The 14289-nt window shown below is 45.2% G+C and carries 7 protein-coding genes; 3 read left to right on the forward strand and 4 right to left on the reverse strand.

The features are described from left to right. Both V7Q33_RS10295 and V7Q33_RS10300 read right to left on the reverse strand, forming a co-directional pair. Positions 1-2477: SusC/RagA family TonB-linked outer membrane protein (locus V7Q33_RS10295; protein WP_333819780.1), on the reverse strand; the 2477-nt coding region annotated here is incomplete at its 3' end. A 316-nt stretch (positions 2478-2793) separates the two neighbouring features. Continuing rightward, positions 2794-6948, reverse strand: a complete 4155-nt coding sequence (locus V7Q33_RS10300) for a hybrid sensor histidine kinase/response regulator transcription factor (RefSeq protein WP_333819781.1) — start codon at positions 6946-6948, stop codon at positions 2794-2796. Between the two features lie 374 nt (positions 6949-7322). On the opposite strand from V7Q33_RS10300, the gene V7Q33_RS10305 reads away from it, so the two are divergent. Further along, a complete protein-coding gene (locus V7Q33_RS10305) occupies positions 7323-7751 on the forward strand; it encodes an SRPBCC domain-containing protein (protein WP_331979980.1) in 429 nt (142 codons plus the stop codon). Positions 7752-7760: 9 nt separating this feature from the next. Here the strand turns inward: V7Q33_RS10305 and V7Q33_RS10310 are convergent, their stop codons facing one another. Both V7Q33_RS10310 and V7Q33_RS10315 read right to left on the reverse strand, forming a co-directional pair. Next, positions 7761-8180 carry a response regulator gene (locus V7Q33_RS10310; RefSeq protein WP_331979982.1) on the reverse strand — a complete coding sequence of 140 codons (420 nt, stop codon included), beginning with the start codon at positions 8178-8180 and terminating at the stop codon, positions 7761-7763. Next, entirely contained in the window at positions 8177-9661 is a 1485-nt protein-coding gene (locus V7Q33_RS10315; protein WP_333819782.1) for an ATP-binding protein, read from the reverse strand. The genes V7Q33_RS10310 and V7Q33_RS10315 overlap by 4 nt, the downstream gene beginning before the upstream one ends. 309 nt (positions 9662-9970) lie before the next feature. Between V7Q33_RS10315 and V7Q33_RS10320 the strand changes: the two genes are divergently transcribed. Next, positions 9971-12184: a bifunctional alpha,alpha-trehalose-phosphate synthase (UDP-forming)/trehalose-phosphatase gene (locus V7Q33_RS10320; protein WP_333819783.1), complete on the forward strand. Its 2214-nt coding sequence runs from the start codon at positions 9971-9973 to the stop codon at positions 12182-12184. A gap of 147 nt (positions 12185-12331) precedes the next feature. Beyond that, a complete protein-coding gene (locus tag V7Q33_RS10325) occupies positions 12332-14107 on the forward strand; it encodes a glycoside hydrolase family 15 protein (protein WP_331979988.1) in 1776 nt (591 codons plus the stop codon). The last annotated feature ends 182 nt before the right edge of the window (positions 14108-14289 follow it).

Genomic DNA, 14289 nt, shown 5'->3' on the forward strand with positions numbered 1-14289 from the left:
GCATTATACAGTAAATACGTATTCAGTGGACGGCCTGTCTGGCGCTGATAGCTCAATACAGAAGGGGCTTCATCTATAAATACTATTTTGCTTTTGGCAAGTGTCATATTCGCCGATGCACCATACCAGAATTCTCCCTGGTGCTTATAACCTATCGTTGTTTCGAAACCTTCACTATTTACTTTACCAATATTTTCGTTGGGAACCAGTGGATCTGAGCCATAAGGGTTTACAATACCGGATACTCCAGGAATGGAAGCATTACGTGTGGCCAGAATATTAGATCTTTTCTGCTGGAAGTATATAAATTCGAATGTAAAGTTTTTAAGAAACACCGCATTCAACCCTATATCTGTTTTCTTGGAAGTTTCCCATGTAATATTCGGGTTGGCAAGCTTCGTCAAGTCCAGGCCGGGATACTTGTCGCCACCAATAACGTAGGTATTATTAAACGTGTTGTTGTTAATATACTGGAACATGGCCACATTGTCGTTTCCAAGCTCGCCATACGATGCACGTAACTTCAAATCGTTAATAAACGATATGTTATCGGCAAACCAGTTCTCTTCTGAAATTCTCCACCCTGCAGATACTGCTGAGAACGTTCCATATTGTTTTCCTTTCGGAAATATAGAAGAACCATCGATACGGGTTTGCACTTCGAGCAGATACTTCTCTTTGTAATTATAGGAGATCTTTCCTATATAACTTCTGCGGGTAAAATTATAGCTGCTTCCATAGTTGTCGCGGTCTGTAGCGGCCGATCCTCCTTGCGAAAGCTCCGGTGTAAGCGTTGTCGGGTAGTTGATGCGTGATGCACCAAACGTTTCGCGATGATTTTTGCTTCGCTCATACGAAACAAAAGCACTGATAAAGTGATCTCCTAATTGTCTCTCAAAGTTAAGCTTGATGTTGCGTGTTACAAGGCTGGTATTCTCCTGCGATTCAGTAAGCTTTGCTGCTCCGGATGAACCACCGGTAACCGTTGGTGAATATACATTGCTCGTGCTGTTGTAAGAGTATACTGTATAAGGTTTGCTGAAAGCTTTATCAAAGTTCCAGGTTTTATCCACTGCCATAAATCCATCTACCGACAAACCTTTTACCTGTGGTATATTATAGCTTCCACGCAGTACACTATTGAACACATAAATCGGATTTACGTTCGTGCCGCCGGTGGTGGTAGACATAATGATCGGGTTATTACCCTCCACTCCATAAGAAGGCAAACCGTTTGGATAGCGTGCTGCCACGGTAGGATATGCACGGTATATAGAACGGAAAATATCGTTCGCAGAAGATATAGGATACTGGCGATCTTCTTCGCGACCTGCCAATGAAAGCGATACTTTAAAATCTTTCGTTACGTTAGCATCAATGTTCGAACGGAAGTTGTACTGGTTATACTTGGTGGCACCGTGCTTGTACAAACCATCCTGGAATGTTTTTCCGAGTGACACATAGTAACGAACATCGGACGTGCCTCCGTTGATAGAAAGATTATGCTGGTTTTGCAGCGATACATTCTTCAGCGCTTCTTTTGCCCAGTTCGTGTTCGGGTAATTGAGCGGATCAGAGCCATCTCTGAATTTTTGTATTTCAGCGTCACTATAGTGCTGATTCATACCACCCGATTTATTATTGTAGTAGTCAATCTCGTTCTGTATGGTAGCATAGGTTGCTGCATCGGCCATGTGTGGCAAACGCGTAGGCGATGAAAAACCCTGGTTGTAACTATAAGAAATAACCGGTTTGCCTGTCTTACCGCGTTTGGTGGTTACCAGTATAACTCCATTCGCTGCACGGTTTCCGTACACCGCTGCGGATGCATCTTTGAGTATCGATATACTTTCGATATCGTTGGGGTTCAAGCGTTCCAAACCACCGAGTGCACCGGGTATACCATCGATCACCACCAGCACATCGTTGTTTCCGGTAGTGGCAAGACCACGAATATTATAACTACTACCATCATTACCCGGCTCACCACCGCGGTTACTGGCAATAATACCTGAGAAGCGACCTGCCAGCGAGTTGGATACGTTGGGCTGCGGGCTCTTCACCATGTCTTCGCCCTTTATCTGGGAAATTGATCCGGTTACGGTTTCGCGTTTTTGTTCACCGTATCCTACCACCACAACTTCCGAAAGGGTTTCTACATCGGAGACAAGCACAACGTCAATGCTGGTTTGTCCGCCAACAGAAACTTCCTGAGTCTGGTAGCCTATAAAAGAGAAAACGAGCACCGCATTCTGGTCGGGCACGTTGAGGGAATAGCGTCCTTCTGCGTCAGACGTTGTTCCAATGGAAGTTCCTTTCACAATCACATTTACTCCTGGCAGTGATGAGCCGTCATCCTTTGACGTGATTTTACCGGTTACAGTAATGTCGGGAGCCGCACCGAAGAGCGGTGTCAGGATGGTCATGAACATCATGACGGAGGTGATAATTTTTTTACGTAGATGTTTTTTTATCATAAGGTTGCGGAATTTGTTGAGTACAGAAATGCTGCTCAGATTCGAGCGATGTGGACGAGTCTGGCGCTACCCGGAATTGAAGAATGGGAGTTTCATGGTCAGGACGAATGGTTTATTTAGGTTACAGTTGCGGTTTAGGTGCAAACCTTTGCATAAAATTCACCGGAATCGTTTCCTAAAAAGAGGGGTAAATTTGTAATTCGTGAGGGAGGGATGGCTTTTTTGTCTAAACAATCGTTTTCTAAGGAGATTTTGAGGATACGGCAAAAGAAATATGTCCCCTTTCCGGTTGTCCACAACGAAGGGGGACAAATGTCTATTCTTTCGAATCGCCGTTCTTAATGAATTCGGAAGGCGGGAATCCAAATTCCTTCACAAAACACTGGCGAAAGTACTTCAGGTCTGAAAAACCGACCATGTACACCACTTCAAAAACTTTGTACTTCTGCGACTTGAGCAACTGGGCGGCTTCCTGCATGCGAAGCGATCGCAAATATTCTACGGGCGACAGGCCGGTGAGCATTTTCACTTTCTTATATAATAAGGAGCGGCTCATGTTGAGCGCTTCGCAAAGCTCGTTCACATTGAAGTCGGGGTGATCGAGGTTGGCTTTGAGTATATCGTGGATGGAATGCAAAAATTTCTCATCAGGCGAATGCGGCTCCGGAACGCTTGCACCAGCCGGCACGGATGTGAACAAGTTGCGGTAAAAGCGTTTGAGGTTCTCGCGCGACTGCAGCAGGTTGTTCATGGTAAGTGCCAGCATCTCCGGGCTAAACGGTTTGGTGATGTAGGTATCTGCTCCAATCTCGATACCTTCCTTGTGGTGAGTAAGCGATGTTTTGGCGGTGAGCAGAATAACGGGTATATGACTGGTGCGAATGTTACTCTTCAGTTCTTTGCAAAAATCTATACCATTCATCTCCGGCATCATAATGTCGCTGATGATCAGGTCAGGGTGATGATCCATCGCCAGGGCCAATCCCTCACGGCCATTGCCAGCTTCCAGTATCTTATAGCTCTTCTCAAAGTACTCGCGCAGAAACAGGCGTATATCTTCATCATCTTCCACCAACAACAAACTGCGCATGCCTTTCTTACCTGATGCTTCCTCTTCAATATCTTCATGCAGCAGCTCGGGTAATTGAGGAGCATGACCGTTTTCGCCCAATATGAAACGGTCTTCGCTATTGTCAATAATAATTTCGCTGGGCTTGAAGTGATCTTTGCCCAACGGAATCTTGATGCTGAAAGTAGAACCGCTGCCTTCGGTACTCTCCACATATATTTCGCCCTTATGCAGGTGCACCAGTTTCTTGGCCAGCGCCAGCCCTATGCCGGAGCTCATAGGGGCCGTGTTGTCGCCCTTATAGAACCAGTCGAATATATTGCCGAGTTGTTTCTTGGGTATACCGATACCGTTGTCTTTGATTTTAATGGAGACCTTGCCCTGCGGCCACTTTTCGGATACCTGCTTTTGAATAGAGATGCTGATCTCGTTACCCTTGCCTATATATTTAAAGGAATTGGAAAGTATATTATTTACCACCATTTCCAGCTTCTCTTTATCGAACCAAACCATGAGCGATGGCTCGCTGGCATGAAAATTAAAATTTATATTCTTGCGATGGGCCAGTTCTTTAAACGTGATATATATTTCTTCTACAAACGCTACGATGTCATCTTCCTTAACCTTTAACACAATGTTTCCGCTCTCGATCTTGCGGTAATCCAGCAGCTTGTTGATAAGATTCAGGAGCTTGTGAGCGTTGCGATATACCATCTTCAACTTACGGCCTGTTGGGGTATAGCTGCCTTCGCGCGTTACCATTTCTTCCAGCGGGCCGATCATCAACGTAAGCGGTGTGCGAAACTCGTGCGAAATCTCGGTAAAAAAGCTCAGCTTTTCCTGCACCATCTGCCGCTCGCGCTTGCGCTGTGCCTTCTCAATTTTGAGTCGCTTGCGCAAAGCGGCTTGTTTGCTTCTTACCGATACAGCTGCAAAACAAAGTCCGCCCACGATCAAAACATAAAGTAAATATGCCAGCGGCGTTCGCCAGAAGATGGGCAACACGGTAACAGCAATGCTGGTATAATCATTACTCCAGTTGTTATCCTGGTTGGAAGCTTTCACTTTAAAAGTATAGCTGCCTGCCGGCAGATAGCGATACGTGGCTGAGCGCTGATTGCCTACATAGTTCCAGTCACGATCAAGACCTTCGAGCTTATAGGCGTATTTATTTTTTTCAGGATAACTGTAGTTGATAGCAACAAAATCAAACGTAAACACAGACTGGTCGTGGCGCAGTGTAATTTTCTTCGTCTGGCTGATCACCTGGTCGAGTGAAAAATCATTCTCATCGTTACTGTTCACTTCCACCGGTTTATTGAAGAGCTGAAAACCAGAGAGCATTACTTCCGGCTTTTTCAAATTCTGCACCACCTGTTCCGGATAGAATATATTCAGCGCCATGGTTCCGCCGAAGCACATATACCCGGCTATATCATTATAAAGGGCTGACCCCGGATTGAACTGCCCTTCCTGCAAGCCATCATTCACATCATAATTATAGAACCGGTTGTTCGCCACATCATACTTCGATATACCCTTGTTTGTGCTAAGCCATAAATTATCGGCATTATCAATGAGAATAGCGTAGATCGTGTTATTTGCAAGGCCGCTCTTTTCGCTGAAGCGTGTTATGATCTTGGTAGCCGGATTGTATACACTGAGTCCTCCGCCTCCGGTGCCGATCCATACCTTTCCTTTGCGATCAATGCTTACCGAAAACACTACATTACTTTTCAACTGATCGTTCTGCTGCGATGTATGGAAATATCGTTTCGACTTGCGGGTGCGCGGATCAAAACGATAAAGGCCATCGCCGTAACAACCGATCCACAATCCACCCGAACGATCTTCAGCAATAGAGCGAATATCGCCATCCCTCATGGCGTCCTTTACACCGGGTATATTCTTGTATGTGCGCGTAGCCTTGTCCAGCAAACACAAGCCGCCACGGTTGGTTCCCACCCAAATGTTATGCTGCGAGTCTTCCATGATTACGCGCACATCGTTACCTCCGGATAATGTACCGCTATAGCTGTAGTTCAAAAAGGCATCGTGTGCGGCATCGTACTGAAATATACCCTGCGAGTATGTTCCGAACCACAGCGTATTGTTGTGGTCGCGCAGCGCACTGAGTATAGCGTTATCGGCAATGCTTCCCTTCCTTCCATCGGCAGTATAGTGTTTTACGATATCGCCGTTCACTTTCGATTTATATATACCATCGCCATCGGTGCCCAGCCATAAATTGCCGTTCTGATCATAACACATGCCATAATACTGCACGAAGCTGAGCGCTGCGTTGGTATACTGCTTGATCTGTATGCTGGTGAATTTTTCTTCAATACTACTGATCATGTATATACCATCGCCAAAGGTTCCAATCCACAGGTTTTTATCACGATCTTCATACAGGGCCTGCACCGTGCGCTTGGAAATATCATAATCATTCAGATTTTGAATATGATTAAAAATAATATCATCCACCCGGCGGCTGTTGAACTGACGGAGATCAAGTGTATATAATCCTCCGCCCTGCACACCGATCCACAGGTTCTCGCGGCTATCGGCAAGCAAAGTAAAAATGCTTTTACCCGCTACACCAAAGTGCGGAAGGTTGAAAGTATAAAACTTGTTCTCTTGTCGTTTGTAGAGAACAAGGCCACTGGCAGTACCAATCCACATGTTGCCGTCATGATCTTCGGCAAAACAGCGAATGTTTCGCGAAGGCAGCGATGTGGGGGCCGACAAGCTTTCGTGTTTTTTTACAACGGTACCGTTACTCACTTTAAAAACATTGAGCCCACCGTTTTGTGTACCCACCCAAAGCAAACCAAATTTATCTTCGTGCAGTGCAAGGGTTTGTGTGCTGGTAAGCTGTGGCAGAATACGATCGGTGTAGGGTGTAAATTTTTTTGTTTCCCGATTAAAAGATGCGAAGCCAGTGCCATACCAGGCTACCCATAAATTGTGGGCACTGCCTTCTGCCATGAAGCTCACGTCATTGGTTGGATAATTAACTTCTGCCGGATAATCGTGCTTGTAGAGTGTGAACTGCTCTTTACGCTGATCGAACTGCTGCAGCCCCTTGCGGGATGAAACCCACAGCACATCTTTCGAATCTTTATATACATGCTGAACGAAGTTATCGGCCAGACCACGGGTGTTATCAGGATCGTTTTTAAATATCTTGAACGAATAGCCATCAAAACGATTAAGGCCATCTTCGGTCGCAAACCACATCAGTCCCTGGTCGTCTTGCGAAATGCTGTTGACTACGCCTTGTGAAAGGCCATCTTTAATACCATAACGTTTAATACGGCTCTTGGGCTGTTGCGCAAAGGCCGACACCATCACCAGCATAGCTGCTGTAAACACTCCGAAAACTCTCTTTCCAGTCATGGGTCTGTAAGCGGTTGTAGTTATCCAACCCCGGTTCATTCACACAACGTTGCAAGGGGGATGAATGTGTACAAAGTAGCATAATAACCTTGAACACAGACAGGTTTTAGCAGGGGCATTTGAATAAAACGTGGGGGATAATTGATGATCATGACACTTTTGCTTTCACTTTCTGCAGGGTGCAAACACGCAAACACAGAAGTCAAACGAATTTACAACTTCTCCGTATATACCTGCAGTGAAGCCCGGTACAAGCATTGTTCGGCAGCGGGAATTTTAATACTTTCACCCGCAGGTTATCCTTTTGATTTTCTTTACGACTGTTGTATTTAATTTTCAGATCAAACTATACATCACCTTTAATCCCTCTCATCATGCCAGAAATACGTCACCTGTTAGGTATTCAGGATTCTACCGGAGAAGAAGTATATAACGCTCTTACTTCCTGTCAGCCAATGAAATCGTGGCTTACCCCGACCATACAAGGCCATCCGCAACTCAACAGTATATTTCAGCCGGCCTTTGGTGCGGAAACCGTCAGCCTCAAGGTTACCAAGCTGCAATCGGGCACGTGGGTGCAATGGCAATGCACCCAAGGTGAATTTGAGTGGGTCAATACACAAATCGATTTTCTACTGGAACCCAGCCCGAACATCACGATCGTAACATTTATTCACAGCAACTGGCAGGACGCGTCTCCCAAGTTTGCCGAGTGGAGCTTCAACTGGGCACTGTACCTGCGAAGTCTGAAAAAGTTCATCGAGACGGGAACAGGCCGCCCTTATCCCAATCAATTTAATTGATTACAGTAATCAGTTTTGCATATTCATCAGGTCGATCATCAGGTTGAATGCATCAATAGAACCTGGATTGTTAAACTTCAATGGTTTTACAATATAGCCCGATATACCGAGGGCTGCAGCGGCCGCTTTATCTTCACGCTCCTCGGATGTGGTAAGAACAAACACGCGAATGTCTTTCCACACCATGTGGTTACGCAGCTCCTGCAACAGCTCAAGGCCGTTCATCTTCGGCATATTGAGATCAAGTATAATAAAGTCGGCAAGTGTAGTGCCCGGTCCTTTACTTTCTTCCAGCAGCTGAATAGCCTCTTCGCCATTGCGTGCTACCTTCAACGTATATACAATGGAAAGTTTATCGAGTGTGCGGCGTACATCGATCACATCCAGAGTATCGTCTTCAACCAATAAAATATTGACTACTCGTTTCATGATTCAGTTTCTAAGGGCCATGTAAAAATAAATGTGGAGCCATTGCCTGGCGATGAAATCACCCGGATAGATAGATTACGATCGTCCAGTATCTTTTTTACAATGGCGAGGCCTACACCGGTGCCCTCGGGCATATCACGCACTTCCAGCGTTTGGAAGATTACAAATATCTTTTTGTGATACTCCCTGGAGATGCCGGGGCCGTTGTCTTCTATATAAAATTCATAATGGCGTTCCGTCTTCCTGCCATACACACGTACCATACCATGTTCTTTATCATGGTACCTGAAAGCGTTTACCAGCAGGTTCATGAATATTTGCTGTAAAGGAAGTTTCTCCGTAAAGAGCACCGGTAAATCCGGCTCGATATATAGTTTCAATCCCGGGCGCTTGGGAAGATACTCGCGCACTTCTTCCAGCAGATTGTTGATGTTCACCTCTTCTTTGGGTTGTAACTCACGCCCCACGCGCGAATAGGATAAAATACCGTTGAGCAAATTCTCAGCCCGCTGTACTCGTCCTTTAATTACATCGAGGTACTCAACTACCTTTGGAGGAAGTAAAGGCAGATGATCTTCCTGTATCCAGGTTACTACATTATCGATGCCGCGCAGCGGTGCCTTCAGATCGTGCGAAACAATGTAAGCAAACTGATCGAGCTCCTGGTTCTTTCGCCGAAGCAATGAAATACTTTCAGACAACACGCGGGCCATGTTGTTGAGTGACCGGGCCAGGCTGCCAAGTTCATCTTTGCCTTGTGCCTGCATATATACTTCATAATTTCCCTGTGAAATGGTATCCGCCATGCGCACCATCTTTACAATACCAGACGAAATATGAGTCGCTATAAATATTGCTATACCCATGCCGGCAATAAATGAAAATATAGTAAGACTGAAAGAGATGGTTTTAGTATTGCTCACCATTTGCGAAATGGAACGTTTCATGCCTTCGCGCACGGCATACTCGTGATTGGCAAACTCACGGAATTCTCGTTGCAGACTTTTGTTCACATCCTTCTCCATACCATTCACTAACTTGGCACGGTATAAAGCATTGAATGCTGCCATGCTGCTGTCTGACGCTGATGCATGCTTGCGCGCCTCGATCAGGGGACGCGCAAATTCATTCACCCAATAATTATTCAATTCGAGTATATCTTCCAAACGCTCTCTCTGTACAACGCTGTCGCGGATAAGAATGGAAAGCTCTTCCAGTATATCATCGTTCTCCAGCATAGAAGAGTCGTACGACTGCATGAAGAATGGCTCGTTGGTAAGCAGATAGCCGCGAAGACCGCTTACCATGTTCAGTATATTTCGCTGAAAGCGGTTGCTCTGCTTCACTATATTGGTAGAACGCGTAAGCAGCTCGTAATTCTCGTCAATTTTTTCCGATTGTTTGAAGTTAACATAGGTGGCCGCTGCAAAGAGCAACAGAATCATAAGAAACCCGAACAAGATTGCATACGATATTTTCATCTGTCAGAGGTTAGTAGATACATTACTGCAGCCTGTTGTACAATCTGGAACCTGGTGCGCTGCAAAAGAAAGGTCAAGTATAGTCAGGATGAATGTATCAGACAAGTTATAATTTAAATGTATGCGTCCGTATGCCGATATTACATTATCGGTTTATATTCTCTTTGCATTAGTGTATCTTTATCATGATATTAAATTCCTGATATCGTCTGATCCCTCCTGCCTGGCATGATTTTCATAATCATGAAATAGTTCGTCTCTGCTATAGCGGAGCACCTATACCTTGATCGTTTACATACTTTTTTACCAATGGAAAACTCTGACAGGAGCCTTATTCTCGTATCGAACCGTTTACCGTTTCAATTGCAGGAACAGGACAATGAAGTGTTACTAAAGCAAAGTGATGGTGGTCTGGTTACTGCCCTGAAAAGTTATTTTGATGCAGCTTCCAATCGAAGTGCTTTTCAACAGATCAAATGGTTTGGCGCTGCAGACTTCCCGGAAAAACGCTGGAAGAAATTTAAAAAACAATCTACTTCTACCGGTGAGTTTGCAGTCGAACCGGTTTTCATTGAACCCAAGACCTATAATAAATACTATAACGGCTTTTGCAACGCTACACTGTGGCCATTATTCCACTATTTTCCCTCATATGTGGTATATGATCAGGAGTTTTTTGCGAAATATGAGGAAGTAAATAATCAGTTTGCGGAAGAAGTACTCAAAACTGTAAAACCAGGAGATACCATCTGGATACACGATTATCAATTATTTCTGCTGCCGCAACTGATTCGTGATAAGATGCCGGATGTATCCATCGGATTCTTTTTACATATACCCTTTCCTTCGTATGAAATATTCCGGCTTCTGCATCGTCCGTGGAAAGAAAAAATTATTCGCGGCTTGCTCGGAGCTGATCTCATTGGTTTTCATACACATGAATATGTACAACATTTTCTGAAGAGTGTGCGCATGGTGTTGGGATACGACCATTCCTATCGCACCATCAGTCTTGAAGACCGCGTAGTGAAAGCTGATATGTTTCCGCTGGGTATCGACTACAAAAAATTCAATACAGCATCGCAGCAACCTGAAGTGCTTGCGCAGATGGAAGCAATCACCAAAAATTTTCCTGACAAAAAAATTATATTCTCGGTCGATCGGCTTGATTATACCAAAGGCGTAACACACCGGCTGTCGGGGTTTGAGCAATTACTGAAAGATCATCCGGAATGGATTGAGAAGGTTGTCTTCATCATGGTGGTAGTACCTTCGCGGCAAATCATCTCGCGATATAATGAACGTAGAATTCTGATTGAAGAAAATGTCGGTCGTATCAACGGTAAATACTCTACGTTATCGTGGCAACCCGTAATATACCGGTATAATCAACTCGGTTTTGAAGAGCTGTGCGCACTGTATCACGTAGCAGACGTTGCCCTTATTACACCACTGCGCGATGGTATGAACCTGGTAGCAAAAGAATATGTGGCGTGTTGTTCCGAGCAACAGGGAGTATTGATCTTAAGTGAACTGGCTGGTGCTGCCAATGAACTTGGTGAAGCCTTGCTGGTAAATCCGCTGGACACGATAGAAATGTCGCAGGCTATACAACAGGCGCTTATGATGCCGCCGGAAGAACAACGCCGAAAAATGCAGCTTATGCAGAAGCGTCTCATTGACTACGATGTAAACAGTTGGGTAAATGATTTTATATACCAGTTGAGTGAAATCAAGCAACAACAGAAGCAGGAGCAGCGCAAGTATGTAACGCCTTCTATCCGCAGGGAAATTATACAGTCATTTCACGAAGCGCATACACGCAACCTTCTGCTTGACTATGACGGCACGCTGGTAGCGTATGCGCGTCATCCGCGGGAAGCTGTACCTGATAAAGACCTGCTTAAATTACTGGCTACATTAGGTACAGATCCTAAAACCAACCTCACCATTATCAGCGGTCGCGACTCGCATGTACTCGAAAACTGGTTTAAAGATATACCGGTAAATTTAGTGGCCGAGCATGGGGCGGTTATCAAGCGCATCGATCACACGTGGAGCCAGGAGAAAGAAATTGATCAAAGCTGGAAAAGTGTTATTCGCCCTACACTTGATATGTTTACCAAGCGTTGCCCCGGTTCCTTTGTAGAAGAAAAAATTCATACACTCGCCTGGCACTATCGTAATGTGGAAACAGAATTAGGCTTCACGCGTTCACGTGAATTACTGGATACACTTTTCCATTTGGTGCGCAACGGGCAGCTTCAGGTGATCGATGGCAACAAAGTAATTGAAGTACGTCTGGCCGGTGTCGATAAAGGTGTGGCCGCACGCAAGCTGGTGGAAGAGAGTAATCCGGATTTTGTGCTGGCCATCGGCGATGATAAAACCGATGAAGATATGTTCAGGATACTGGCCGACCGGGCCATCACTATCAAGGTTGGCCCGGGCCACTCGGTAGCACAATACTCGATCGCTTCACAGCGCGATGTTATTCGGTTGCTTCATGAACTTGCATCTTAATTTTCTCCCACAGAATCATAGAAATCACAGATAAATGCAGGTAATTTACTATGCCTATAACTGCATAATGCCTGAACCTTTTTTATATTCTTTCTGTGTATATCTGTTCCCGATAGCTATCGGGATGTGGGAAACCATTTACAAACTATGAGTGTACATCGCTATAACATGGGTATAATCGGAAATTGCTCTTATCTCGGTTATATCGACATGGCTGCTAACATTCGCTGGCTTTGTCTGCCACGGTTCGACAGCTCATTTTTATTCGGTTCGCTGCTTGATTCCAAAAAGGGTGGCGAGTTTTCCGTAACTCCCGTGGGAGACTACACCAGTAGGCAATACTATATCGACAACACGAATGTATTGTGTACGGAGTTTCAATGCACGGAAGGTAAATTCAGAGTGATTGACTGTGCTCCGCGCTTCTTTCAGTATGAACGTTTCTTCAAACCGCTCATGATTGTTCGCAAAATCGAACCACTTGACGGGAGTCCGGTGGTAAAAGTAGTCTGCAAGCCCATGGGGAACTACGGAACGCTGGTGCCGGAAGTAGCCATGGCGAGCAATCACCTGCGCTATATGAATTTCGAAATGCAGACGCGGCTTACTACAGAACTTCCACTCTCCTATATTATGGAAGAGCAGCCGTTCGTACTCGACCAAACGCAATACCTGGTATTTACCTATGGCGAACCATTGGAAGCACCGCTCAAAGCTACCGTTGAGGATTTTATCAACAAGACAGTGCGCCACTGGCAAACCTGGGTGAAGAGCACCTATATACCGGAAATATACCAGGACCAGGTCATTCGCTCCGCACTTGTGCTCAAGCTGCATCAATACGAAGATACAGGAGGCATTATTGCTTCCGGCACAACCAGCTTACCGGAACATAACGGCAGCGCCCGCACGTGGGACTATCGTTACTGCTGGTTTCGTGATTCATACTATACCCTGAAAGCATTCAACGAAATGGGGCACTTCGATGAGCTGGAACGTTATTTCAACTATATACAAAATGTATTGATGCGCGATACCGGCCGGATGCAGCCGCTATATTCCATCACCGGCCAGAAAGAACTGGAAGAAAAACATATACCGCTGGAAGGATACCTGCAGAACCAGCCCGTGCGTATTGGCAACAAGGCATACCTGCAGATTCAAAACGATGTATACGGACAGGTGCTGGTGGGGCTGCAACCTTTATTTACTGACAGGCGGCTCACCTATATCAAACGAAGTTCCTATAAACCACTGGTAAGTCGTTTGCTCGACTGGATTGAAAAAACGATGGAGGAACCGGACGCAGGCTTGTGGGAGTTTCGGAATATAAAACAGCTGCACACCTATACCTTGCTGTTTCACTGGGCAGGTTGCCAGGCTGCCTGCAAGATTGCAAATGCTATGACCGACAGCGACCTGGTGCAGCGTGCGCGCAAATTGGAAAAGGTGGCGTCTGACCTGTTAGAAAAATGTTATGACCCACAGCGGGAAGTATATACACAGGCTATGGGTGCGGAACATCTCGATGCCAGCACGCTGAAGCTCATCACCATGAATTATCTCGATCCGCGCTCAGAACGTGCTCACAAACATTTAAAAGCACTGGAAGATCTTCTCAAAACAGATCAGGGACTTTTCTACCGCTATGTGCACCAGGATGATTTCGGCAAACCTCAGGCAACATTCCTGGTGTGTGCCTTCTGGTATGTAGACGCACTGGCGTGTGTAGGCCGTGTGGATGATGCCGTTAAAACGCTGGATACTATACTTACCTTCGCCAACCACCTGGGTATATTTAGTGAAGATGTAGGACTGGACGGCTCGCAGTGGGGTAACTATCCGCAAACGTATAGCCACGTGGGATTGATCAACTCAGTGTTTCGCATTTCCAAAAAACTCGATTCGCCTTCGTTTAAATAAAAATTTTCCACAGAACTCACAGAAATTCACAGATAAATGCAGCAATTTCACAAGCTAATGAAAGTATAAAGTTGAATCTTTTCGGCATCCTTTCTGTGAAATTCTGTGAGAACCAAAATAATACAAACCAATCCTTTTAAAATATAAACCCTTCTATCCCGAAAATCCGTACATTTGAATTG

Source organism: Ohtaekwangia sp., assembly GCF_036786105.1.
GTDB lineage: Bacteria > Bacteroidota > Bacteroidia > Cytophagales > Cyclobacteriaceae > Ohtaekwangia.

Coding starts and splice junctions, on each gene's coding strand:
- V7Q33_RS10300 (WP_333819781.1), bottom strand. CDS start 6,948: ATGACTGGAAAGAGAGTTTTCGGAGTGTTTACAGCAGCTATGCTGGTG.
- V7Q33_RS10305 (WP_331979980.1), top strand. CDS start 7,323: ATGCCAGAAATACGTCACCTGTTAGGTATTCAGGATTCTACCGGAGAA.
- V7Q33_RS10310 (WP_331979982.1), bottom strand. CDS start 8,180: ATGAAACGAGTAGTCAATATTTTATTGGTTGAAGACGATACTCTGGAT.
- V7Q33_RS10315 (WP_333819782.1), bottom strand. CDS start 9,661: ATGAAAATATCGTATGCAATCTTGTTCGGGTTTCTTATGATTCTGTTG.
- V7Q33_RS10320 (WP_333819783.1), top strand. CDS start 9,971: ATGGAAAACTCTGACAGGAGCCTTATTCTCGTATCGAACCGTTTACCG.
- V7Q33_RS10325 (WP_331979988.1), top strand. CDS start 12,332: ATGAGTGTACATCGCTATAACATGGGTATAATCGGAAATTGCTCTTAT.